The following is a 23,070-nucleotide window of genomic DNA, read 5'->3' as shown; positions in this document are numbered from 1 at the left end:
GAAAGCGGCCCTGATGCGTCGATCGTTCCCCGGTGCCGTGCTCGCAACGGTCGCCACCGCAACATTGTTGGCGACCGCTGCCGCGGCGCCGGTGGCATACGCCGTGCCGAATCACGCATCGACGGGGTTGCCGGTCTCGGGGTCGATCTCTGCTCCCCCGGGGGAGGGCGATGCACCCGTCATGGGCGAGTACCCCGCCGCAGAGTACCGTGCTGAGGCGAGCACGCTCGAAGCCGGGCTCGTCGAGGCGATCGAGACCGACCTCGGCCTGTCGCCCGCAGAGTACCTCGCCGCCGCCGACGCCGCGGTCGATGCTGCCGACGTACTCGAGCACCTCGAGGAGCAGGACGTCGACACGACCGATGCGGTGCTCGACGGCACGACGCTCACGGTGCTCGTCGACTCTGCCGAGACCGCCGAGGCCGTCGCGGAGGTCGGTGCGACGCCCGTGTTCGAGCCGACCCCCGAGATGGTCGCCGACTACTCCGACGTACAGTTCGAGGCCGCCGCCGATCTCGTCGGGGGCACCGGTTGGGCGATTCCCGGCACCGACCTCAACAAGAACGGGATTCGCGACGACGGATATGTCGTCTGCTCGGTCGCCTTCAACGGCAGGCTGAAGGCGGGCGGCGCGCATCAGGTCACCACGGCGGGGCACTGCCTCGACGGCACGGCGTTCCCCGACGCATCCGCGAGCGCGCTCGTGCAGTCGAGGCCCAACGACCCGTTCCAGTCCATCGGCGCCACGCTCGGCAACCCCGTCACCGGATCGGTGCGATTCGGCGCCGCAGTCGATTCCGCACGCATGTCGGTCGAGTCCGCCTGGACGCCCAGGCCATCGGTCTCCGTCTGGGGCGGTGGCTCCGGTTCCCCCTCAGCCGGCACCCCGGTCTCGGTCCGCGGTGCGACCGCGGCGGTCGTCGGTGCCAGGCTCTGCAAGTCAGGCCGCACGACCGGCTGGACGTGCGGCACGGTGCGCGCGGTCGACCAGGCCGTGTTCGTCAGCGAGCGACTCGTCAACGCGATCATCGCCGACACGTGCGTGCGCAGCGGCGACAGCGGCGGCGCCGCGCTCATCGGCGACTACGCGGCGGGCATCACCTCGGGCGCCAGTGCGACGTGCACCACCGGCGGCCTCAGCGCCTTCTTCCCCGTCGTCTCGCCCGCGGGGCCCGACGTGCTCGACTTCAACAGCGCCTGGGAACTCTCGGTGGCGATCTCGAAGCCGCAGATCACGTCCATCCTCGGCGGCCGTTCCTATGCCGACGTTCCCGTACGAGGCACCGTGCCCAACGCCCCCGCGGGAACCCGCGTCTCGCTGTACCTCGACGGCGCGACCACCGCCACGTCGACGTCCACGCTCACGAGCCGTGGCGGGTCGTTCAGCCTGCCGCTCGGCGGAGCATCCCTCGGGTCGCACGCTTGGCGCATCGTCGCGTCCCAGGGCGTCTACTCGTCCGCGACAACGACCGGAACGGTCGCGCTGGTCGCACGGCCAGCGACCGATCGCCTCTTCGGGCCGAGCCGGTACGAGACCGCGATCGCGACCTCGGTCGCCGCGTTCCCGTCGCCCGCGGCGGTGCCGATCGTGTATCTCGCCTCGGGTGAGGGTTTCGCGGACGCGCTCAGCGCAGCCCCCGCGGCGGCGAAGGGCGGCGGGCCGCTGCTGCTCACGCCCCGCTCCGGGCCGACGGCCGCGATCCTCGCCGAGGTGCGGCGGTTGAACCCGGCGAAGATCGTGATCGTGGGCGGCACCGGCGCCGTCGCGGCATCCGCCGACGCGACCCTGCGCTCCATCGCACCTGTGCAGCGCATCGGCGGTACCGATCGCTACGACACCAGCCGCAAGCTCATCAACGCGGCGTTCCCCGCGCCCACCCAGGCGGTCTACGTTGCCTCCGGGGCCAACTATCCCGACGCGCTCGCGGCGGGTGCCGCGGCCGGATCGGTCGACTCGCCGGTCGTGCTCACCCGTGCGGCAGCGCTCGACGACGCGACACGACTGCTCGTGCAGCGCCTCGCGCCGCAGCGCATCCGCGTCGCCGGCGGTGTGCTGGTCGTATCGAACACGGTGCTCGCGCAGCTCACGCCGATCGCCGCCGATACCAGGCGCGTCGCCGGCACCGACCGCTATGCGACAGCCGCGGCGATCAACACCGACGCGTTCGGCAGCGCGACCCGCGCGTTCGTGGCGAGCGGGCTCAACTTCCCCGACGCACTCGCCGGCGCGGCGTACGCCGGCCGCGTCGACGCGCCGCTCTACCTGAGCGCGCCGACGTGCCTCCCGGCTGCCGCGGCGACCGACCTGCTGCGCCTCGGCGTCGGGCGGGTCACGTTCTTCGGCTCGACGGCGGTGCTGTCGAGCAACGTCTTTGCGCTGCGTCCCTGCTGAACCGCACGCCGGTCTCGAGCCCGGGGCGACGCTGAACCGACGCGGTTGAACCGGCCGTCGGTCTCGGCCCCGGGCGACATCACACCGACCCGCCACGACGCGCGGGACATCCGATCGACGGACGTCGCGCGCCGCCGAGCGTCAGGACGCCGCCTTCTTCTTCGCGGTGGCCTTCTTCGCGGCCGGCTTCTTGTCGCCCCCGGCCGCGTCCTTCTTCGCCGCGCCCGCAGCCTTCGACGAGCCCGAGCCCGAGCCCACACCGCCGCCCTCACGCTTCGCCGCGATCGACTGGCGCAGCGCCTCCATGAGGTCGATGACCTCGCCGCCCTTCTCCTGCTCGGGCTGCTCGCCGAACGTCGCGGCCGTGTCGATGGCCTCGCCCTGCTCGAGCTTCGCCGCGATGAGGGTGCGCAGCTCCTGCTGGTACTCGTCGACGTACTGGTCGGGCTCGAAGTCGTTGACGAGGCTGTCGACGAGCTGTTTCGACAGGTCGAGCTCCTTCGGCGAGATCTTCACGGCCTCGTCGAGCGAGGGGAACTCGGCGGCGCGCACCTCGTCACTCCACAGCAGGGTCTGCACGACGAGCACGTCGCCGCGCACCCGCAGCGCCGCGAGTCGGCTCTTCTGCCGCAGCGACATGCGCACGATCGCGGTGCGATCGGTCGACTCGAGGGTCTCGCGCAGCAGAACGTAGGCCTTCGACGACGCCGAATCGGGTTCGAGGAAGTAGCTCCGGTCGAGCATGATCGGGTCGATCTGCGCGCTCGGCACGAACTCGACGACCTCGATCTCGCGGCTGCGCTCGGCCGGCAGCGACTTGAGGTCGGCATCGGTGATGACGACGGTGCGCTCGCCGTCGTCGTACGCCTTGTCGATGTCTTGGTACGGCACGACCTCGCCGTCGATCTCGCAGACGCGTTGGTACCTGATGCGCCCGCCGTCGGCCGCGTGCACCTGGTGCAGGGACACGTCGTGGTCTTCGGTGGCGCTGTAGAGCTTGACGGGCACATTGACCAGGCCGAATGTGACCGCCCCTTTCCAGACGGCTCGCATGACTACCAGTACACACCCCGGGGATGTGTGGCCGAAAGCCCCGAGCGAACTTCGACCGTCGCCCCGAGCGAAGTCCGCAGGTCAGGAGCATTGCACTGGCGGGCCGCCACAGCGCGTTTCAGCGCAATTCTCCTGAGTTGCGTCCGGTCGACGCGCGACATTCATGCGACAAGATGGGGACATGGCCGAGGGCTCGCGTCAGCTCGTCGAGGTCGACGGTCGCAGACTGCGGCTGACGAACCTCGAGAAGGTCATGTATCCCGAGACGGGCACGACCAAGGGCGAGGTGATCTCGTACTACGCCGAGATCGCCCCGGTCATGGTGCCGCTCGTGGCCGGCCGCCCGGTGACGCGCAAGCGCTGGGTGCACGGCGTCGGCACGACGGATGACCCGGCACAGCCGTTCTTCGAGAAGAACCTCGCCGAGCACGCCCCCGAGTGGGTGCGTCGCGGCGTCATCGAGCACTCCGACGGGCCGAAGACCTACCCGATCGCGGGTGACCGGGCGACCCTCGTGTGGCTCGCCCAGCAGGCGGCGCTCGAGCTGCACGTGCCGCAGTGGCGGTTCGACGCGCAAGGCGGTGCCGCGAATCCCGACCGCATGGTGTTCGATCTCGACCCGGGCGAGGGCATGGGCCTCGCCGAGTGCGCCGAGGTCGCGCGTCTCGTGCGCGACCTCATCGCGGGCATGGGTCTCGAGGTGTTGCCGGTGACGAGCGGCAGCAAGGGCATCCACCTCTATGCGGCACTCGACGGGTCGCAGACCTCCCAGCAGGTGTCGGATGTCGCGCACGAGCTCGCGCGTGCGCTCGAGGCCGACCACCCCGAGCTCATCGTGTCGAGCATGCGCAAGACGCTGCGCACCGGGCGTGTGCTCATCGACTGGAGCCAGAACAACGCCAACAAGACGACGATCGCCCCGTATTCGCTGCGCGGCCGTGCCCGGCCCACGGTTGCGGCCCCGCGAACGTGGGAGGAGCTCGACGATCCGGGGCTGCGCCACCTCGAGGCATCCGAGGTGCTCGCCCGCATCGCCGACGGAGGCGACCCGATGCGGGCGATCACCGAGCGGTCGCATGGCGGGCCGCTGTCGGAGTACCTCTCGATGCGGTCGACCGGCAAGACGCCCGAGCCTATGCCGGCCTCGACGTGGGGTGCCGCGACCGCGTCGGCCGACGACCCGCCGCGGTTCGTCATCCAGGAGCACCACGCCCGGCGCCTGCACTTCGACCTGCGACTCGAGCGCGATGGGGTGCTCAAGAGCTGGGCGGTGCCGAAGGGCGTGCCCGAGACATCCGGCGTCAACCATCTCGCGGTGCAGACCGAGGATCACCCGATGGAGTACGCGACCTTCGAGGGCACGATTCCCGCGGGGGAGTACGGAGCCGGGTCGATGACGATCTGGGACACCGGCACCTACGCCACCGAGAAGTGGCGCGACGACGAGGTCATCGTCGACCTCGACGGGCAGCCGGGCGGGCCGCTCGCCGGTGTCGTGCGGGTCGCGCTCATCCGCACCGACGGGTCGGGCGAGAAGAGCAGTTGGCTGCTGCACCGCATGAAGGACCAGCGTCCGCACGCGTGGGTTGAGGAGGCGCGCCGGCGCCGTCTCGAAACCCCGGGCGCCGAAGAGGGTTTCGAGACGCGTCCTCCTGCGTCGGGCGCTCCTCAACCAGCGCGTGCCACTCGACCGGCGGCCATCCGCGAGCGGCCGATGCTCGCCTCACCCGGCACGGTCGGCCTGCTCGCCCGCGGCGACTGGGCGCTCGAATGGAAGTGGGACGGCATCCGGGTGCTCGCGCGCGTCGACGGCGATGGGGTGCGCCTCATGAGTCGCAACGGCATCGACATCACCGAGCGGTACCCCGAACTCGCGCGCCTGCCCGAGGTGATCGGCGCGGACGCCCTCGTCGACGGCGAGATCGTCGCGCTCGACGCCGAGGGGCGGCCCGACTTCGGCCGGCTGCAGGAGCGGATGGGACTGACGAAGCCTCGCGAGATCGCCGTGGTCGCGGCATCCGTGCCGGTTCGCCTGCTGCTGTTCGACGTGCTCGAGGTCGACGGCACCTCGGTGATGGGCGAGCCCTATCGCGCCCGCCGGGCGCGCCTCGCCGGACTGGTGCACCGCGTGCCCGGGGTGCCCGTCGAGGTGCCGCCGGCCGCCGAGGGAACGCCGGCCGAAGCGCTCGACGAGAGCCGCATGCTCGGGCTCGAGGGTATCGTCGCGAAACGGCCGGGCTCGGCCTACCGCCCGGGGGCGCGCACCGACGAGTGGGTGAAGCTCAAGGTCACCCGCACGCAGGAGGTCGTCATCGGCGGGTATCGGCGCGGCGTCGGAACCCGCACGGGCCGCATCCGGTCGCTGCTCGTCGGCATCCCGGGCGAGGGTGGGCCCGAGCACGGGCTCGAATACGTCGGCCGGGTCGGGTCGGGTCTGCGCGAGAAGGATCTCGATCGCCTGCTGGCGAGGTTCACCGAGACCGAGCGGGTGGATGCCCCTTTCTTGGACGTTCCCGCGGCAGATGCCGCCGACGCGGTGTGGGTGCGGCCGGAACTGGTCGGCGAGATCGAGTTCAGCGGATGGACCGGCACGGGCGTGGCCCGGCACCCGCGGTGGCGGGGCATCCGCACCGACGTCGACCCCGCCGAGGTGCGTCGCGAGGAGTGAGGGGCGCCGGCGGCCGGCAGGCGGTGGGCGTCACTGCGCGTGCGCACTGCGCGTGCGCACTGCGCGGGCGCCCTACGCGGGCGGGTTCACCGCAGGGTTCACGACCCGTCGTCGATGAGCAGGGCGAGTAGGGCGGTCTCGCGACCGCCACGGCGATCGATCACCCGCCCGTGTTCGTACGCCGAGATCACGCGGGGGTCGATGTAGCTGCCCTTTGCGATCGCGGGGGTGTTGCCGAGTACTTCGCTCGCCTGCACGATCAACTCCCGTACGGCACGACTCCGGTCCCGCGCGGTGGCGAGGGGACCGATCTCGGCGAGCCGCTCGGCCGCGACCACGGTGCCGCGCAGCGTGCGGAAGTCCTTCGCCGTGAACGCCCCGCCGGTGCGTTCGCGGATGTCGTCGTTCACGTCGGCGGGGACGAGGGCGCGCATCCGACGCCCCGACGACCACGCGTACAGCCGTGACGCCGCCGATCGCCCGCCCTCCCGACGCACGAAGTCGGCGAGCGCGGCGTCGGCCACCCGCACTTCCTGGCCGATGCCTCCCTTGGCGCGGAAGCGGAACCGCACCGTCTCGTCCCCGTCGACGGCGGCGTTGCGGACGAGCAGCGTCGTGAGCCCGCGGCTTCGAAATCCGGTGAGCGACTCCTCGGATCCGATGCGCAGCGCGGCGAGCTCGAGCGTGCGGAAGGCCGCGGCGAGCACGTGCGTCCGACTGAGATCGCCCTGCGCCAGGTCGCGCCGCACGGTCCGACGGGCCCGGGGGAGGGCCTCGGCGAGCGCGGTCATGCGCAGGAACTTCTCGGCGTCCTGCTGCTGGCGCCACACCGGGTGGTAGAGGTACTGACGCCGGCCCGCCGCGTCGCTGCCGACCGCGAGAATGTGAGCGTTCGGGGCATCCGAGATCCACACGTCCTCCCATGCGGGTGGGATCGCGAGATCGACGATGCGTGCCCGCTCGGCGCGTCCGGCCGAGCCGCCGTCGCTGTGCACGTAGGCGAAACCGCGGCCCCGCCTCACCCGCAGGTACCCGGGCGAGACGTACGGTTCGACCCGCCTGAGGCGCGGCATCGCCCGTCAGTGGTTGCGCAGCGCGTCGATGAGTTCGGCCTTGCGCTTGCCGCTGTACCCGGTCAGGCCGAGCTCCTTCGCTCGCTTCCTGAGCGCGTCGACGGTCCAGTCCTCATAGTCGCCGTGCTTGCCGCCCTTGCGGCCGATGGCGCTTCGCCCCTGTGCTGCGGCGGCATTCGAGATGCGCGCGGCCTTCTCCTTCGAGGCGCCGTCGTCACGCAGCTCCTCGTAGAGCTCGGGGTCCTTCAGCGATGGGTTCCTCTTGCGTCCTGGCATGGTGTGCTCCTGTCTCGCCCCGTTCTCGCGGGTTGTCTCAGAGTCCGCGCCCGCCGGTGACGGGCAACACGGCGCCCGACACGTACGATGCCTCGTCGGACGCGAGGTACACATAGGCTCCGGCGAGCTCCGCGGGTTGACCGGCACGACCGAGCGGGGTGTTGCGCCCGAACTCGGGCAGCGTGTCGGGCCACCCGGTCGCGGGGATGAGCGGCGTCCAGATCGGTCCGGGCGCGACGGCGTTGACACGGATGCCCCGTGGTCCGAGTTCCTCGGCAAGGGCCTTGGTGAAGGCGACGAGCGCCGCCTTCGTCATGGCGTAGTCGACGAGCGCCGACGACGGGTCGAAGCCCTGGATGGACGCCGTGGTGATGATCGACGACCCCGCATCCATGAGCGGCACCGCGGCGCGCGCCATGAACACCGGAGCGAACAGGTTCACCCGCATGACGTGCTCGAAGTCATCGGTGGGAATCTCGTCGATCCCGCCCCGGTTGCGCTGGTGGGCCGCGTTCAGCACCAGCAGGTCGAGCCCGCCGAACTCCTGCGCGGTCTGCTCCACGATGTCGCGACAGTGCTGCTCGTCGCGCAGGTCGCCGGGCAGCAGCAGCGGCTCGCTGCCCGCGTCGCGGATCCACTCGGCCGTCTCCTCGGCGTCGGCTCTCTCACTCGCAAGGTAGGAGATGGCGACCCGCGCGCCCTCGCGGGCGAACGCGATCGCGAGGGCACGCCCGATGCCCGAGTCGCCGCCGGTGATGAGCGAGCGCCGACCCTCGAGCAGGCGATTCCCCTGGTAGCTCTGCTCGCCGTGGTCGGGCAACGGCGCCATGCGCTCGGTGAGCCCGGGCGGCTCCTGCTCCTGACGTGGGAACGGGTCGGTGGTGTGCTTGGTCGTGGGATCGATGAGCCGATCGTCGGTCACGGTGCCTCCTCGGATCACGCGCGACGTTACGCCGGTGCCCGGAAGGCCGACAGGGGATTGACACGCTCGCCGACTCGGGACGTCCGCTGCCGACTGCCTCGGGGTCGTCGGTCGACGCGGAATCGTCCTGCTCGTCATCGCGGCCATCGTGTTCCTCGTCCGCTACCTGAGCGGCAACCGGACAGTCTGACGCACCGGTCCCGTTCGAACCTGAACGCGGCCGGCGCCCATGCGGTCGCCCGCGTTCCTTCGTGGGCGCCGCCCGAGAAGAGCGGATGTCGCATCCGATCGTTGTGCGAAGGCCTGTTCGTGCAGCGCTCCCACGGCATATGCTGGTGACGTGGGAACGCTGTACTACGGTGACTCCGGCACGCCGATCGGCATCGAAGATCGGGCGCTCGCGCACGTCAAGGTCGCGATCACGACCAAACTCCGCCGGGGTGAGAGCTTCACGCTGTCATGGCAGCACACCGACGATCAGCCGCGTGGGCGCAGCACCCTCTGGCTGCATCCGTCCATCCCGCTTCGCTTCGTCTTCGACGAGCCCGAGGCCCCCGAGCTCAGCCGCAAGTGGATCGAAGACCTGATGCGCTCGGCGAACAGCACGGGCGGCATCCAGCTCGTCCCCGAGCACCTCGACACCGCTCCGATACCGACGATCGCCGAGCAGCCGGTACAGGTGGGGGTCGACGTGCAGGAGGTCGAACCCGACGTTCAGGTCCAACCAGGCGGGCAGACGCAGCCCGCCTGACCACGGGGCGACGTTCTGGGGAGGCAACGATGAACACGACGCGAGGACACGAAATCGAGCGTTGGTGGCCCCACCTCTCGATCGCGGCGAAGCACCGACTGCTCAACGACCTCGACGGTGAGATCGACGCGGCGACGGCCGCCGAGATCGAGACGCTCGTCGGTGCGCCGGTCGACACGTCCCTGTCCACGGCAGAGCGAGACTTCATCCGGACACAGATGGAAGCGGTCGACTGATCGGCCGGGTCGGCCGAGGGCTGGGCGATCCGCGTCCGGTCGCTCGCCGCCCATCGCCCTAGTCGCCCTCGAACGCCTCCGACTCCTCGGGCTCGGGTACGTAGTGCAGGCCTGCGGTGCTGTTGGCGGTGAGCAGCAGCTGTTCGATCCACAGCCGGTTGAGCGTCGGCGGGCGATTGCCGCTGAACACGAACTGCAACGGGATCGCTTCGTGCAGCCAGAACGTCGTGCGGCCGCTGCCCTTTTCCACGCCGTGCTCCCACGTCATCGCGAAGCTCTCGGCGCGTCGCAGCTTGTTCAGGATGGCCACGCGCAGGTGGGCGAGGGTACGATCGTCGATCTCGATCTCACGCTGAGACGAGTTGTAGATGAACTTGCCCATGCTCGAACTCTAATGGTCAGGCATGGATCTACGGTGCGGTGTTTGCGTTGGGCGGTGGCGTCGTCGATTCCGGCGTCGACACCCGTGACGGATGTCGCGAGCCCCGGCTAAGGTGACCGCGTGGAGCATCCCGAAGTCGTCGATCCGCGCCACCCGCTCATCGAACGGGTGCGAGCGATCTGCCTCGCGCTTCCCGAGGCCGTCGAGGTGAAGGCGTGGGGGAGGCCGACCTTCCGTGCTCGCAAGCCGATCTTCGTGCACGTCGCCGCCACGATGGAGCGGCCGTTCTCGATCGTCGTGAAGACCGACCCCGACGAGCACCGCGCGCTCGTCGAGGACGGCCGGTTCTACGGGGTGCCCTACTACGATCGTGCCCGGTGGATCGGGGCTGACCTCGACGCACCCGACACCGACTGGCAGTTGCTCGCCGAACTCATCGAGACCTCGTACCGTCAGGTGGCGAACCGCAGGCAGCTCGCGGCGCTCGATGCGTTGCGGCCCGATCACGCGGGCAGCTGAAGCATCTCGTCGGAGGGCTCCCGCCCTCCTCGCGCTCCCCGCCCTCCCCGCGTTCCCCGCGCCCTCGCGCTCCCGCGCTCCCGCGCCCTCACGCTCCGCGCTCGCCGCGCGCCCCTCGCCGCAGTCATCCGTCGAGTGTTTCCGTTTCCTCCCGATGTTCCCGTTCTCGGGGCGACATTCGGCAGAAACGGAAACACTCGACGTCGGCGAACTCATCGAGCCGGCCGCAAGCCGGCCTGAAGGAGTTCGGCGCGGAGCAGCGAGGGCCTCATCGCGATCGGCCAATCCCACCGCGCCCCGAACGACCGGTGCTTGCGGATCCTGTTCTCCCTCGCCTTCTCGAGCATGACCGCCTCCTGGGTCGTGCGCCCCTTCAGGAACTCGGGCTTCACGTACTTGCCGAGCCCGTCGAACTCTCCGAACGTGTCGAACTCCGGCCAATCGAAGTCGACGATGTCGCGCCCGCCGTCGGAGCGCGGGAAGCTCACCTGCAATTCAGGCGCCGGAAGGCCCAGGAGGTGGATGTTCGCGCGGCTGATCGATTCGCCGGGCGAAGCGGACCTCGGGTCGGCGAACTGGATGGCCGCTCGGGCAGGCCGCACCCCCCGGCGAGAGCCGACTGCTGCCAATGCGTCGAGCAGTCCCGCACGGGTCGCTCCGCCGAACTCCGGGTGGTCCGGATGACGCAGGCTCGATCGCAGCGCATGATCCACCACTGCGACCGCCGACGCGAAGGGCAGCGAGCGTGCGAGGTCGAGCACCGTTCGCCGAAAGCTCGTGACCACGAATCCCAGACGCTCATCGAGCTCGTCCGGCTCGAGGGACTCGTGATGCCAGACGACACCGTTCTTCGACCGAGCGACCGACCCACCTGCGCCGGCGAGATGCACATGATCGAGGTGGCGACCGACGATCGGCACCCCCCAGAGGATGCCCGCAGAGACATGCGAGAAGACCGGGGTGCTGCGACGGGTCTCGGCCACCGCACGCATCCTCAGCAGGTGTCGCTGCTCACGTTCTGCGTGCTGCCAACCCGCCGTCTCGACGAAGACACCACGACGCACGCGCACGTGGTCATGGTGCAGCGGGCGTGAGTCCCGGCCTGCGAGCGCGAGTTGGCGGGCGGTGATGAGCGGCAGCCACCCGGCATCGGACTTGTCCATTCCACCACGATCGGGTGTGTGCCGAGGCATCCGGATGCTCCTGGCCACCGCCGGCGCAACTCGCGGACCCAACGCCCTGTCGAGGACGAGTGTCGTCGCCGACTGTTTCCGTTTCGACCGACGGTTTCCGCCGGATCGGACACCGCCAGCCGAAACGGAAACACTCGACGGAGGCGCGCGGCGGCGAGCCTCGTGCGACGCAGCCAACGGCTCGACGCAGCCACGACATCGTCCGTACCCACAACCTTGAGAGAGCGACGGCTCGATTGGCATGATCGGAGCCGGTAGGTTAGAGTTGCGTGGTTGCCTGATCGCGAACGAAGCGCTGGGCGACATCCCATGCGCCCGTAGCTCAACGGATAGAGCATCTGACTACGGATCAGAAGGTTGGGGGTTCGAATCCCTCCGGGCGCACTCTGGTTGAGACAGTATGAGAGCGGTCCGCGAAAGCGGGCCGCTTTCGTCGTTCCGGGGCGACCGAGCTGCGCGAACGCCTTCGTCGTTCCGGGGCACCCGCCCCGCGCGAATGCTCGAATGGCCGCCACATCGTCTGCTCACGGGGTGCTGGGAATCGTCTGAGGATCACTCGGCCTCATCCGATGGATGGATGACACGAGACAGAAGAGCCGATTAGGCTCGGTTTCGATCTGACTCTCTTCATCGGGGAGTCCGGATTGTGAGGGGTGCGCGCCGTGGCGATCTCAGCTACGCAGCACCGGGGGCAACTGATGCAGCGCGCGACCGTTCCCGGCTTCGCCGGCCGTGCAGTGCACGTTCGGCTCACCGTCGTGCCCGCGGGCACGGCGGCACTCCCGCGTGGCAGCCGCCGTGCGAGCACGAGCACGAGCACGAGCAGGAGCACGAGCAGGAGCACGAGCAGGAGCACGAGCACGAGCCAGAGCACGAGCACGAGCGCGAGCGCGCATACGGGCGGCGCGAGCGATCAGCGACTCGATCGCCTCGGTTCGCTCGTGCGCCGCACGTACGCACTCCTCATCGCAGGCGCCGTGGCGGTGGTCCTCTACCGTGCGTTCGCCCCGCGGCTGGCGAGTTCGAGCGGCGGCCACGGCATCGACTACCTGTGGATCGCTCCCGCTCTCGCCGGCGGCGCGGCCATCGGTGCCGCGCTCATCATCACATCGGCATCGCGCAGCGGTCTGTCGCAGCTCGCGCAGCTGGGCCTCCCGGCACCCGGGCCGACGAGTCGTTCGGCTGCCAACGGTCTCACCTGGGCGGCGCTCGCGATGCTCGCCGTGCACTTCACCTCCGACGCGTTCGAACCCGTGCCCGGCGGTCACATCAGCGTGGGCGCCGCGCTCGCGGTGGCGATCGGGGTCAGCACTGGGCGCTTGCACCGTCAGGCCATCGAGAACGAGGCGTATCGCACCTTCAACCTCGTCGCCATGCTGCTCGCGGCCGGCAGTCTCGCGAGCATGAGCATCACACCGACGGGCGAGTGGTGGGTGCACAACTTCAGCACCCTGGGCACCTCGGGCGATTTCGCCGCGATGTGCTTCAACGTGGCGGTCGCGGTGTCGGGCGGAGGGATCGCCGGCATGTCGGCCATGCTCACCCGGGGAATCGCGTTCGGCGGCTACGGCATCCGCCGCGGTGCGCGGGCGGTGATCCGTACGCTCATCGGGCTTGTCGGGTTCGGGCTCATGGGCGTCGGCTGGGTGCCGATCTCGCAGGCGCCCGACCTGCACAACGCGTTCGCGCTCGGCGCGGCCGCCGCCTTCGCGCTGCTCTGCATCGGCGCTCCGTGGTATGCGGTGCGCATGCCGCGACCCTTCGTCTGGTTCTCGGCCACCACGCTGCTCCTCGAGGTGAGCGCGATGGTCGCCTACGACGGATTGCACGTCTTCAACCTCACCGTCTTCGAGATCATCGCGTTCACGCTCGTCTTCGCATGGCTGATCGTCTTCGTCGCGGTCACGTCAGCGCACCGGCAGGAACAGGGCGAGGCGGATGCCCCGGCGCGGCGCCGGGGCATCCGTCTCGCTCGTGCCCACCCTTCGCGGGCGGCCCATCCCGCCGGGGAATCTTCTGCGACCCGCAGCGTTGTGGTTCGAAGAGGGGCGAGCTGCACCGGCTCGCGATCACCGACCAGGAGGAACGATGGCCAGCGCCTTCGACCCGCAGCACGCCGGCGACCCGGGGGCGACCGAGCACGATGGCGCCGCCGAAGTCGACATCGTCCGGAGCGACGAACGCCAGCGTTACGACCTGACCGTCGGCGGCCGGCGTGCGGGTGTGTCGCAGTTCCGCCTCGAGCCCGGAACGATCGTGTTCACGCACACGATCGTTCGCCCCGAGTTCGAGGGCATGGGGCTGGGTAGCCGGCTCGCGAAATTCGTTCTCGACGACGCGGTCGCCCGCGGTGAGCGCATCGTTCCCGAATGCCCGTTCATCGCCGCCTACCTGCGTCGGCACCCCGAGTACGAGGCATCCGTCGACTGGCCCGCTGCCTGACGGATCCCGGGGCTCGTCGGTGCCTCGACGTGCGCGCAGCTGCGCCGCGAGAATCAGCTACACCGTACGAAGATTCCTCGATTTTGTCCCCTGATCGGGGCGGTGCGCACGGGTCGGCCGTGCGGATACGATTCGACCAAACCCGAGTCGAACCCGACCCGAACGACCTATCCTGCCTTGCTGGGTCGTGCGATCGGGCGGCCCAGCCGACCGCTCGGGTGGTGCTTGCCGAGCTCAGTTCGGGTCGCTCGGTGAGATGAGGCCTCTTGTGAGGCCGCGGTGGGGTGGGAGGTAGGGTTCCCACCCCGCCGTTATGCAACCCTCCTGCGCCTCGACGCGGAATCGCGGCCTCGCGGCGCGCTCCTCGCGACGCCGGAGCAGGGTCATGAAGTGGCGCAGGGCGGCGGGTGGGTTCCGCCACCGCCCTGCGCCGGCCGCGCAGAACAGCGCGGCCGGCCGTGCGCGTCGGGTACGCTGCACGACCGTGGGGGGTGAGGCCCGACACTGGGGGCGAGGTGCCGGACCCACCCGGTCAACGTCGCATCGGGAACCTCCGCGTGCCGAGGAATCCCGACCCGGCCGGTACGGCACGGGTCATGGATGCGAGATCGGCCCGGCCGGCGCACGTCGATGTGCGCCTCGCAGCGGCGCACGGCGACGAGGGGGCGTATCGCGTCCTCATTGCCGATCGAGGCATGGTCCGGTCCTCCTGACTGGAACTGGGGTATTCGCTCCCGGGCAGGGGGCGATGACCGTTCCCACCTGTAATCGCGCAGGTGGAGCGGACCCCGATCAGTCAGGGGTGGTGTCGGTGTCGTACACCGGCGACGACGGCAGTTCGTCGTCAGCCGAGTGCAGTACCCGTGGTGCGAGCGCGCCGAGTCCGAGTGCGGCGAACGTCGCGTCGGACGTTCCGGATGCCGCGGACGCGCCGAACGCGGATCCACTGGAGCCGGCTCCGCCGGAACCCGCTCCGCCGCCGGCGCCCGGCGATGCAGGAGCGCCGCCGACGAGCGGCGTGCCGTCTGCGGGCGCGATCGTGCCCGTTCCGTATCCGGGAGCGGGCGCGCCGTCCGACCCGCCCGCCACTGGAGCCGACGTGTCGTCAATGAAGAACGGCGTGCCGCTCGGCGGCCCGCTCGCCCCCCAGCCGAGCGGCGAGGCGTCGGCGGCGATCCTCGTGGCTGCCGTCGCTGCCGTCGCTGCCGTGGCGGGGGGTGCGCTTGCCGTTTCGGTCAGTGCGCCCGTCACCGAGTCGCCGGGGTCGTGCGCGGACGCAGGAGCGGCCGGCTTGTCACTCGCAGGGTGATCCGTGGCCGGTGCGTTGGCGGGGTGGTCGGGCTTATCGGCGGAGCCGGGGGGCATGCCGTTCTTGGGGTCGGGTGGCGCAGGTGCGGACGTGTGTTGGGGATCGGTCGCTTGGGAGGGGTGATCGGGCTTGGGCTTGTCGGAGAGCCCGGGTGGTGCGGGCTTGGGTGCAGGTGAAGGTGCAGGTGCGGGGGTCCGGGTGGAGTGGTCGGGCTTGTCCGGCTTGTCCATGAGCCCGGGTGGTGCGGTTGCTTCGGTGGGGTGGTTCGGCTTCTCGGCGAGCCAGGGTGGCGTGGGCTTGGGGTTGGGTGCGGGCGCTTGGATGGCGCGGTCGGGCTTGTCTGGCTTGTCAGTCGGGACCGGCAGTGTGGGCTCGTGCGCGGGGGGACGGTTGTGCTTGTCCGGCTTGTCTGGCTTTTCGGCGAGCCCCGGTGGCGTGTCGCTGGGCTTCTGCGCGGGGGGTTGGGCGGGGAGGTCTGGCTTGTCGGCGAGGCCGCCGGGCATCGGCTTGGGCCTGGGCGCGGGCGCGAGTGCGGGTTCGGGAGCCCGGGTGGGCTGTTCCGGCTTGTCGGTGAGGCCTGGCGGCGTGACGTTCTTGGGGGCAGGAGGCACCACCGCGGGGGCGGCGGGCGCCGGTCCACCCACCTGATTCCCCTCGACCTCGGCCTCCACCTCCACCGCGACGTCCGGCACGGCCGGTTCGGCGGGTTCGACGACGACGTCCGGCACGGCCGGTTCGGCGGGTTCGACGACGACGTCCGGCACGGCCGGTTCGCTCGCCGTCGGTACAGGCTCGACGTCCGGCACGGCCGGTTCAGTCGCTGTCGGTGCAGGCTCGACCGCGGGCGCGGCCTCGTCGGCCGCGGCGCCGACGCTGTTCGCGAACAGGCTGATCGCGAGCCAGATCGCCGCCATGACGATGCCCAGCAGGGCATAGCGGAGCCACGGCACGCACCGTGCGGCATCCGCTGACGTCATGGATCTCACCCCCGTGTGGTTCGACGGTACTCGCGACCGGGGACGCGGTCCAGCAGTACCTCTCACAGAACCGGTGATACTCGTCGAGGCGGTCGCGATATCCATCAGTTGGTACACGAGGTGCTTAATTCAGAGATTGCTGTACTGTTACTTCCATGACGACCGCGACTGCGACCCTCACGCATACCGCCGCGCTCGCGCGGCTCGGGCACGCCCTCGCTGACCCGACCCGAGCGAGCATCCTCCTCGCATTGCGCGAAGCACCCGCGTACCCCTCCGACCTCGCCGATGCGCTGGGCGTCTCGCGGCAGGTCATGTCCAACCAGCTGGCCTGCCTGCGCGGGTGCGGCCTGGTGGAGTCGATTCCCGATGGTCGGCGCATGTGGTATCGCCTCGCGGACTCGCATCTGGCTCCTGCGCTCGACGACCTCCTTCGCCTCGTGCTCGTGGTCGATCCCGACTGCTGCTCGGGGGAGGGGTGCACCTGCTGATGACGACCTCGACCACCCTCGCCGACGCCCGCCGAGCGACGCTGCATCGGCGCATCCGCCTGATCGTGGCCGCGACCATCGGGTATAACGTGATCGAGGCCATCGTCGCGATCACGGCCGGCACGATCGCGTCCTCGGTGGCCCTGATCGGATTCGGGCTCGACTCGACGATCGAAGTCCTCTCGGCGGCGGCGGTCGCATGGCAGTTCACCCGTCGCGACCCCGAGCGGTGGGAACGGGGCACGTTGCGCGTCATCGCCGTCGCGTTCTTCGCGCTCGCCGCCTACGTGACGGGGTCATCACTGCTCGCGCTCTTCGGAGCAGCCGAGCCTGAGCACAGCACCGTCGGCCTCATCCTCACCGCGGTGAGTGTCGCGGTGATGCCCCTCCTGTCGCTCGCCGAGCGTCGCGCCGGGCGGGAGCTCGGGTCCGCGACCGCGGTCGCGGACTCGAAGCAGACGCTCATCTGCGCCTACCTCTCAGCCGCGGTCCTGCTCGGCCTGCTGCTCAACAGCCTCTTCGGATGGTGGTGGGCCGACCCGATCGCCGGCTTGGTCATCGTCGTCTTCGCAGTTCGCGAGGGCGTCGAAGCGTGGAAGGGCGACGCTTGCGCGACCTCCGTGGGCATGATCCTCGAAGCGGGCGAATCCGACGGAGATGGTCATCATCACTCGCGCGAGGAGCACCTCGACGATGCGACCAAGGGAGAGGCATGAGGGTCGATCTCCTGTACATCGCCGAGTGCCCGAATTGGGAGGAGGCTCGGCGTCTGCTGCGCTCGGCGCTCGATTCGACGGAGCATCAGGATGTCCCGATCGGAGTGCACCTGATCGACTCGGAGGACTCGGCCGGGGGACGGGAGTTCGCGGGTTCGCCGACGATCCTCGTCGACGGGGTAGACCTGTTTCCATCCGGTGGTCGAACGCGATCGCTCGCCTGCCGCGTGTACGCGACGCCGGGCGGCTTCGCCGGTCATCCGACGCATGCCCAACTCGAGGACGCCCTCCTCTCGCGTTCCCCGTAATGCCCGCGTCACATCGCGTGCTGGTCGACGACGTGGGCGACGGGATGCACCAGGCCTGAACCGGGCAGCACCATGGCGATCTGCTGGGTGAACGCCCTGACCTCGCCACGCCGGATCGCAAGGCCGTATGTGCAGAGAAGCTCTCGGAAGTCAGGGGAGTCGAGGGCGGTCGTGAGCACGTTGACGATCGCCTGTTCGAGATCGTGCGAGGCGCCGTCGTCTTCGGGCAGAAGGCCGACGAGGATGGTTTCGTCTTCGACCTCGATGCCCAGACGGATCTGCACCTCCTGGGTGAGTCCGGTCATGCAACAAACCTCTCACGCCATGCGTCATCGATCCACGGGGTTGCGCGTTCGCGCCTCGCAGGCTAGTCGGGCCCGATGCCGCGAGCGGCGAGCCGCGAGCCGCGAGCTGTGGACCGCCCGGCGCCGATCAGACGTCGTACGAGAGTTCGTCGTCGGCTGTCCCGTTGGCGGCGGGACCCGCGGACTCGCGGACGCCCAGCCGCAGCCGGTCGCACAGGTCGATGAGGTCCTTGAGCTCTCGCTCATCGAGGGCATGGCCGACGTGCCGGGTGATGGCGCCCATGTGCTCGATCGCGACCTCGCGGAAGAGCTCGAATCCGGATTCGGTGATGCCGACGATGGTGCCGCGCCCGTCATCGGGGTCGGGCAGTTTCACGACCAGGCCGCGCGCGGTGAGGCGATCGACGAGCCGGCTGACGCTCGGCTGGGTGATGAGCACGTTGCGATTGAGGTCCTTGAGCCGCAACCGCCGACTCGGAGCGCGTGAGATGTTGAAGAGCACGTCGTACTCGTTCAGCGAGATCACTTCGCTCGGGAACTCGGCGGCCAGCGCCCGCATGATGGTCACCTGGGCGCGGAACAGCGACTCCCACGCGGCGACCGTGATCGCGCGATCGGCCATCTCGGCTCCCTTCGGTATTTCGGCTCATCCAACAATAGAGAACCGCCGGGGGAAAACGGTTGAGGGCCGGTCGTAGAGGCTGACGACCGGCCCTCTCCCTTGCACCAAGAGTGTCCTGCAATCACATTCCGCACCGACCGCCACAGCAAACAGTCGGTGCACTCACGAATATATAACGGATCGGTAACGAGCGCTAGTTATCGTTCTGTGATTTTTTGCGAACCGCGCCGCACACGTGAACGCGGAGGTCCGCACCCGCTCAGTACAGGTCGGGCGACGGCGTCGAGGCCTGGCGGATCGAGACATCCGCGTGCCGGTCGAACCGGTAGCCGACGCCGCGAACGGTGCGCACGATGTCCTGGTAGTGCGCGAGCTTCGAGCGCAGCCGGCGCACGTGCACATCGATCGTGCGCTCGCTCGGGGCCTCATCGTCGGCGTCCCACAGGTTCTCGATGAGCTCGTGGCGGTCGATCGTGCGACCCTCGCGCAACACGAGGTACTGCAGCAGTTCGAACTCCTTGTAGGTGAGGCCGGCGGCCTCACCGTCGAGCAGCACGCGCTTGCGCGAGATATCGATGATGACCCCATTGGGGTGGCGGTCGGTGTCGTCGCGGGTTCCCTGGCCCTCGCGCTGCTTCGCGAGCGCGGCCGGGTCCTGCAGGGCGAGGCGCACGACGTCGACGTCGCGACCGCCGGCGCCCTCGGGCGCAAGCGCCACGGCGGCGTAGGTGCCCGACGAGGGAGCGATCTCGGCGGTCAGCGCGCGCAGTGCCTCGACGATGCGGTGCAGCGTGGTGCCGTCGGCCGAGGCCTTGGCCTCGTCGATGCCGACGTAGAGCACGAAGCCACGGGCCTCGGTGCCCTCGGGCACGGCGCGAACGCGGGGAGCGGCGGGGCGGGCGGGCGCGGATGCCGCAGCAACGGCCGTGGCGTCGGCCGAAGCAGCGGGTGCGGGGGCGCCGATCGACCGGAGCGGCGCAGCGACGGGCGCACTGGGCAGCGACGGAGCGGTGCGGGCCTGGACGGTGCGGACGGGGGCGGGAGCGAGTGCGAGAGACATGTGACGGAATCCTTGTGCTGAAGGGTGCTGCAAGCCGACCCCTCAGAGGCGGGGTCGGGAACGAATGGCCGTTCGGCCGGGCGAACCCTCGAGATGCGGCGGGCTCAGTGGAGTCGGCGCTGATCGGGGATGCTGATCGGCTGGGGACTCGGCGGTCGTTTCGCTGTTAGCGGCACATTCGACAACACATGGGCGCACGCGCCGACATCATCATGTCGGCAGTCCTGGTCACCTCGAGGGCGGTCAGGGTGCGTGCGGTGTCAGTCATGGGTGTGAGTCAAACTCAGAGTCCGACGTATGTCAATTCATGACGACGAGATGACGGGGTGTGACATCGCAGCCGGTTCGTGCCCGGTCGCGACATCCGCAGGATCGGGCGACCCGGCCGGTCGTGAGAAAGAATCTGCGACAGAAGGCGAGTTTCAGAAATATCCCGTGTAGCGGATGCGGTGCGGCGTGTCGAACTCCGAAGATCCTTCGAAGCGGATGTCGCGGTGGTCCCGCTTACCGCACCGACCGGCATGCTTCATACCGGTGGTCGAGAATCGTGCCGCGTGTCAAACCGTGCCGTAGAGGCGGTCGCCCGCGTCGCCCAGGCCGGGCACGATGAAGCCGTGCTCGTTGAGCTGCTCATCGACCGCGCCGAGCACGATCGTGACCTCGCGACCCTGCAGCGCCTGCTCGACGGCCTTGAGCCCCTCGGGCGCCGCGAGGATGCAGATCGCCGTGACATCGGTCGCCCCCCGCTCGAGCAGGAACTCGATCGCTGCCGTCAGCGACCCTCCGGTGGCCAGCATGGGGTCGAGCACGAAGCACTGGCGGTTGCTGAGGTCTTCGGGCAGGCGCTCGGCATAGGTCGTGGGTTCGAGGGTCTCTTCGTTGCGAGCCATGCCGAGGAAGCCGACCTCGGCGCTGGGCAGCAGCTTGACCATGCCCTCGAGCATGCCGAGGCCCGCGCGCAGGATGGGCACGATGAGCGGCTTCGGCTCGGCGATGCGCACGCCCGTCGTCGGCGAGACCGGCGTGACGATGTCGACCGGCTCGACACGCACTCCGCGAGTGCCCTCGTATGCGAGCAGGGTCATGAGCTCTTCGACGAGCGCACGGAAGATCGGTGACGGAGTGTTCACGTCGCGCAGGACCGTCAGCTTGTGGGTGATGAGCGGGTGATCGGCAACGTGGACTCGCATAGGCTCGAGTCTAGTTTGCGGGGGTCTCGCGAAGGGAGGGCCGCGTGGAGCGTCCGATGCACCGCGACGGGTTGCACCGCGACTGGATGCGCCTCGCGCTCGCCGAGGCCGCCCAGGCGCCCGCGACCCGCGACGTGCCGGTCGGCGCGATCGTCGTCGACGAGTCGGGTCGGGTCGTCGCCGCGCGGCGCAATGAACGCGAGCTCACGGGCGACCCCACCGCGCACGCCGAGGTGCTCGCGTTGCGCACTGCGGCCGAGGCCACCGGCGACTGGCGTCTCACCGACTGCACGCTCGTCGTCACCCTCGAGCCGTGCGTGATGTGTGCGGGCGCCATCGTCTCGGCACGTGTTCCCACGGTCGTGTTCGGAGCCTGGGACGAGAAGGCCGGTGCCGCGGGCTCGCTCTACGACGTGCTTCGCGATCGCCGGCTCAATCACCGGGTCGAGGTCTTCGGGGGCGTCGAGGCCGAGGCATCCGCTCGCCTGCTGCTCGCATTCTTCGACGACCCGCTGCGTCGCCCGGGCGGGGCGTCGCCGGCGGGGTAGCGCTGCTCAACCCCCGGTCGGCTCCGGCACGAGCGCGATGCCGCGTGACAGCTGTGCGAAGGCGCGCGTCGCGAGGTCGGCGGGTGAGCCGGGTCCGGTGTCGGGGCCCGCTCCCGCGGCCCAGGCCTCGAGGCCGATGCGCACGGCGTCGGTGGCCGCCGTCGCGGCCAGGCGCACCTCGAAGTCGTCGGCGGCGTCGCCGGCGAGCCCGGCGATGATGCGCTGCAGTCGCGACTCGGAGTCGTGGTTCACCCGGTGCCACACCGTGAGCAGCGCCGGGTCGTCGACGGCGGCGCGGAGCAGGCCGCGGGTCCATCGCAGTCCCTCTCGAGCGAGGTCGTCGCGCGGGGTCAGCTGCGCTTCGATCACGGCGGGGATCGCGGCGATCGGGTCGCCGGTGGTCGCCGCGAGCGCCTGCTGCCAGGCGTCTGCCCCTCCGGCGAGCAGCGGGCCGACCGCGTCCTCCTTCGTGCGGAAGTAGCGGTAGAAGGTGCGCAGTGATACCCCGGCGCTCGCGGCGATGGCCTCGGCAGTCACCTGGTCTGCGCCGTGCTCGGTGAAGAGCACGGCGGCGGCGCGGGCGATCTCGAGCTGGGTCGCAGCCTTGCGGCGTGCGGTGAGCGACTGAGCCGGGGCGGCCTGAGCCGGCGCGGCCTGAGCTGGGGCGGTGCGGTCCACGGTCGAAGCGTACGCGAAATACTCCGAGCCTGGCTGCTGTTTGACATAGTGGCACGTTGTGCCACAAGGGCGTAACGTGTAGCAAACCGTACCAGACTCTCGAAAGGTCGAAACATGAACCGCTATGAAGGTCGCCGCGCACTCGTCACCGGCGGAGGCTCCGGAATCGGACAGGCCACCGTACTGCGCATCCTCGCCGAGGGCGGCCGCGTCGTCGCCGCCGACGTCAGCGAGGCGGGCCTCGCCGACACCGTCGCGAAGGCCGGCGACTCCGCCGAGCGACTGCACACCGTCACCGTGAACATCGCAGACGAGGCATCCGTCACGGCCGGCGTCGACGACGCCGTCGCTTGGCTCGGCGGGCTCGACGCGCTCGTGAACGCCGCAGGCATCCTGCGCTCCTCGCACACCCACGAGACGTCGCTCGACGCCTTCCAGCAGGTCGTCAACGTGAACCTCGTCGGTACCTTCCTCATGATCCGCGAGTCGATCCCCGCCCTCCTCGAGGGCAACGGTGCCTCCGTCGTGAACTTCAGCTCGACCTCGGCGATGTTCGCCCACCCCTACATGTCCGCCTACGCGGCAAGCAAGGGCGGAGTGCAGTCGATGACGCACGCCCTCGCCGCCGAGTACGCCAAGAAGGGCATTCGCTTCAACTCGGTGCAGCCCGGCTCGATCTCGTCGGGCATGACCGACGGCTCCGGCCAGTCCAAGCAGAGCCAGGGCCCCGGCCTTCCCGAGGACGCCGACATGATGCTGTTCATGAAGCTGCAGCCCGCGCTCGGGCAGGGCTTCGCCGGTCCCGAGACCGTCGCCGGCGTCGTGGCGATGCTCGCGAGCGACGACGGCGCGTTCATCACCGGCACCGAGGTGCGCATCGACGGCGGCACCCACTTCTGACACCGATCACGCGAACGACGGCTCTCCAGGGCGACTCCCTGGAGAGCCGTCCTGAGCGG

At 69.9% G+C, this 23,070-nt stretch carries 24 protein-coding genes and 1 tRNA gene; 13 read left to right on the top strand and 12 right to left on the bottom strand.

Annotated features, from left to right (window positions below; all coding sequences use genetic code 11):
- Window positions 1–181 precede the first annotated feature (181 nt).
- Window positions 182–2,392 carry a cell wall-binding repeat-containing protein gene (locus LQ757_RS14865; RefSeq protein WP_231048023.1) on the top strand — a complete coding sequence of 737 codons (2,211 nt, stop codon included), beginning with the start codon at window positions 182–184 and terminating at the stop codon, window positions 2,390–2,392.
- Window positions 2,393–2,533: 141 nt separating this feature from the next.
- Here LQ757_RS14865 and ku read toward each other — a convergent pair whose 3' ends face one another.
- Window positions 2,534–3,445: a non-homologous end joining protein Ku gene (gene ku / locus LQ757_RS14860; RefSeq protein WP_231048022.1), complete on the bottom strand. Its 912-nt coding sequence runs from the start codon at window positions 3,443–3,445 to the stop codon at window positions 2,534–2,536.
- 181 nt (window positions 3,446–3,626) lie between these two features.
- Between ku and LQ757_RS14855 the strand changes: the two genes are divergently transcribed.
- Window positions 3,627–6,113: an ATP-dependent DNA ligase gene (locus tag LQ757_RS14855; RefSeq protein ID WP_231048021.1), complete on the top strand. Its 2,487-nt coding sequence runs from the start codon at window positions 3,627–3,629 to the stop codon at window positions 6,111–6,113.
- A 98-nt stretch (window positions 6,114–6,211) separates the two neighbouring features.
- Here LQ757_RS14855 and LQ757_RS14850 read toward each other — a convergent pair whose 3' ends face one another.
- Genes LQ757_RS14850 through LQ757_RS14840 form a run of 3 tightly spaced genes read right to left on the bottom strand, consistent with a single transcriptional unit; the run spans window position 6,212 to window position 8,384 of the window.
- Window positions 6,212–7,186 (bottom strand): DNA topoisomerase IB, encoded by a 975-nt coding sequence (locus LQ757_RS14850; RefSeq protein WP_231048020.1) that lies wholly within the window; start codon window positions 7,184–7,186, stop codon window positions 6,212–6,214.
- A 6-nt stretch (window positions 7,187–7,192) separates the two neighbouring features.
- On the bottom strand, window positions 7,193–7,462 hold the full coding sequence (locus LQ757_RS14845) for a DUF7218 family protein (RefSeq protein ID WP_231048019.1): 270 nt from the start codon (window positions 7,460–7,462) through the stop codon (window positions 7,193–7,195).
- A gap of 37 nt (window positions 7,463–7,499) precedes the next feature.
- Complete coding sequence (locus LQ757_RS14840; protein ID WP_231048018.1) at window positions 7,500–8,384, bottom strand: SDR family oxidoreductase; 885 nt, start codon at window positions 8,382–8,384, stop codon at window positions 7,500–7,502.
- A 340-nt stretch (window positions 8,385–8,724) separates the two neighbouring features.
- Here LQ757_RS14840 and LQ757_RS14835 point away from each other — a divergent pair, with 340 nt between their 5' ends.
- Both LQ757_RS14835 and LQ757_RS14830 read left to right on the top strand, forming a co-directional pair.
- A complete protein-coding gene (locus LQ757_RS14835) occupies window positions 8,725–9,135 on the top strand; it encodes a DUF7882 family protein (protein WP_231048017.1) in 411 nt (136 codons plus the stop codon).
- A gap of 29 nt (window positions 9,136–9,164) precedes the next feature.
- A complete protein-coding gene (locus LQ757_RS14830; protein ID WP_231048016.1) occupies window positions 9,165–9,371 on the top strand; it encodes a hypothetical protein in 207 nt (68 codons plus the stop codon).
- A 58-nt stretch (window positions 9,372–9,429) separates the two neighbouring features.
- Here LQ757_RS14830 and LQ757_RS14825 read toward each other — a convergent pair whose 3' ends face one another.
- Window positions 9,430–9,753: a DUF7882 family protein gene (locus LQ757_RS14825; protein WP_231048015.1), complete on the bottom strand. Its 324-nt coding sequence runs from the start codon at window positions 9,751–9,753 to the stop codon at window positions 9,430–9,432.
- Between the two features lie 120 nt (window positions 9,754–9,873).
- On the opposite strand from LQ757_RS14825, the gene LQ757_RS14820 reads away from it, so the two are divergent.
- Window positions 9,874–10,272: an MmcQ/YjbR family DNA-binding protein gene (locus tag LQ757_RS14820; RefSeq protein ID WP_231048014.1), complete on the top strand. Its 399-nt coding sequence runs from the start codon at window positions 9,874–9,876 to the stop codon at window positions 10,270–10,272.
- 212 nt (window positions 10,273–10,484) lie between these two features.
- Here LQ757_RS14820 and LQ757_RS14815 read toward each other — a convergent pair whose 3' ends face one another.
- Entirely contained in the window at window positions 10,485–11,435 is a 951-nt protein-coding gene (locus LQ757_RS14815) for a hypothetical protein (RefSeq protein WP_231048013.1), read from the bottom strand.
- Between the two features lie 341 nt (window positions 11,436–11,776).
- Here LQ757_RS14815 and LQ757_RS14810 point away from each other — a divergent pair.
- The 3 genes from LQ757_RS14810 (at window position 11,777) to LQ757_RS19455 (ending at window position 13,907) form a co-directional block, all read left to right on the top strand.
- Window positions 11,777–11,849 (top strand) — tRNA-Arg (locus tag LQ757_RS14810).
- 278 nt (window positions 11,850–12,127) lie between these two features.
- Window positions 12,128–13,774 (top strand): hypothetical protein, encoded by a 1,647-nt coding sequence (locus LQ757_RS19460; RefSeq protein WP_308195637.1) that lies wholly within the window; start codon window positions 12,128–12,130, stop codon window positions 13,772–13,774.
- Window positions 13,689–13,907: a GNAT family N-acetyltransferase gene (locus tag LQ757_RS19455; RefSeq protein ID WP_308195636.1), complete on the top strand. Its 219-nt coding sequence runs from the start codon at window positions 13,689–13,691 to the stop codon at window positions 13,905–13,907. Before LQ757_RS19460 ends, LQ757_RS19455 begins: the two co-directional genes overlap by 86 nt.
- 792 nt (window positions 13,908–14,699) lie before the next feature.
- On the opposite strand, the gene LQ757_RS14790 is transcribed toward LQ757_RS19455, so the two are convergent.
- Window positions 14,700–16,193: a hypothetical protein gene (locus LQ757_RS14790; RefSeq protein WP_231048009.1), complete on the bottom strand. Its 1,494-nt coding sequence runs from the start codon at window positions 16,191–16,193 to the stop codon at window positions 14,700–14,702.
- Between the two features lie 155 nt (window positions 16,194–16,348).
- Here LQ757_RS14790 and LQ757_RS14785 point away from each other — a divergent pair, with 155 nt between their 5' ends.
- Genes LQ757_RS14785 through LQ757_RS14775 form a run of 3 tightly spaced genes read left to right on the top strand, consistent with a single transcriptional unit; the run spans window position 16,349 to window position 17,708 of the window.
- Window positions 16,349–16,684, top strand: coding sequence for an ArsR/SmtB family transcription factor (locus LQ757_RS14785; protein ID WP_231048008.1), 336 nt, complete (start codon window positions 16,349–16,351; stop codon window positions 16,682–16,684).
- Complete coding sequence (locus LQ757_RS14780; RefSeq protein WP_231048007.1) at window positions 16,684–17,400, top strand: cation efflux transmembrane domain-containing protein; 717 nt, start codon at window positions 16,684–16,686, stop codon at window positions 17,398–17,400. Before LQ757_RS14785 ends, LQ757_RS14780 begins: the two co-directional genes overlap by 1 nt.
- Window positions 17,397–17,708 carry a thioredoxin family protein gene (locus LQ757_RS14775; RefSeq protein ID WP_231048006.1) on the top strand — a complete coding sequence of 104 codons (312 nt, stop codon included), beginning with the start codon at window positions 17,397–17,399 and terminating at the stop codon, window positions 17,706–17,708. Before LQ757_RS14780 ends, LQ757_RS14775 begins: the two co-directional genes overlap by 4 nt.
- Window positions 17,709–17,716: 8 nt before the next feature.
- On the opposite strand, the gene LQ757_RS14770 is transcribed toward LQ757_RS14775, so the two are convergent.
- The 4 genes from LQ757_RS14770 to upp form a co-directional block, all read right to left on the bottom strand.
- The gene (locus LQ757_RS14770; RefSeq protein WP_231048005.1) at window positions 17,717–18,013 is read right to left on the bottom strand and encodes a hypothetical protein; all 297 of its coding nucleotides are present in this window, start codon (window positions 18,011–18,013) and stop codon (window positions 17,717–17,719) included.
- A gap of 127 nt (window positions 18,014–18,140) precedes the next feature.
- Entirely contained in the window at window positions 18,141–18,635 is a 495-nt protein-coding gene (locus LQ757_RS14765) for a MarR family winged helix-turn-helix transcriptional regulator (RefSeq protein WP_231048004.1), read from the bottom strand.
- Between the two features lie 259 nt (window positions 18,636–18,894).
- Window positions 18,895–19,695 carry a winged helix-turn-helix domain-containing protein gene (locus tag LQ757_RS14760; RefSeq protein ID WP_231048003.1) on the bottom strand — a complete coding sequence of 267 codons (801 nt, stop codon included), beginning with the start codon at window positions 19,693–19,695 and terminating at the stop codon, window positions 18,895–18,897.
- A gap of 557 nt (window positions 19,696–20,252) precedes the next feature.
- A complete protein-coding gene (gene upp / locus LQ757_RS14755; RefSeq protein ID WP_231048002.1) occupies window positions 20,253–20,885 on the bottom strand; it encodes a uracil phosphoribosyltransferase in 633 nt (210 codons plus the stop codon).
- Between the two features lie 56 nt (window positions 20,886–20,941).
- On the opposite strand from upp, the gene tadA reads away from it, so the two are divergent.
- Window positions 20,942–21,433 (top strand): tRNA adenosine(34) deaminase TadA, encoded by a 492-nt coding sequence (gene tadA / locus LQ757_RS14750; RefSeq protein WP_231048195.1) that lies wholly within the window; start codon window positions 20,942–20,944, stop codon window positions 21,431–21,433.
- Between the two features lie 6 nt (window positions 21,434–21,439).
- Here the strand turns inward: tadA and LQ757_RS14745 are convergent, their stop codons facing one another.
- Entirely contained in the window at window positions 21,440–22,111 is a 672-nt protein-coding gene (locus tag LQ757_RS14745; protein WP_231048001.1) for a TetR/AcrR family transcriptional regulator, read from the bottom strand.
- A 114-nt stretch (window positions 22,112–22,225) separates the two neighbouring features.
- Here LQ757_RS14745 and LQ757_RS14740 point away from each other — a divergent pair, with 114 nt between their 5' ends.
- On the top strand, window positions 22,226–23,011 hold the full coding sequence (locus LQ757_RS14740) for an SDR family NAD(P)-dependent oxidoreductase (protein WP_231048000.1): 786 nt from the start codon (window positions 22,226–22,228) through the stop codon (window positions 23,009–23,011).
- Window positions 23,012–23,070 lie beyond the last annotated feature (59 nt).

The organism is Agromyces cavernae (assembly GCF_021044935.1).
Classification (GTDB): Bacteria; Actinomycetota; Actinomycetes; order Actinomycetales; family Microbacteriaceae; genus Agromyces; species Agromyces cavernae.
Note: the sequence above shows the minus strand (reverse complement) of the source record. Positions and strands in the feature narration are given on the sequence as shown.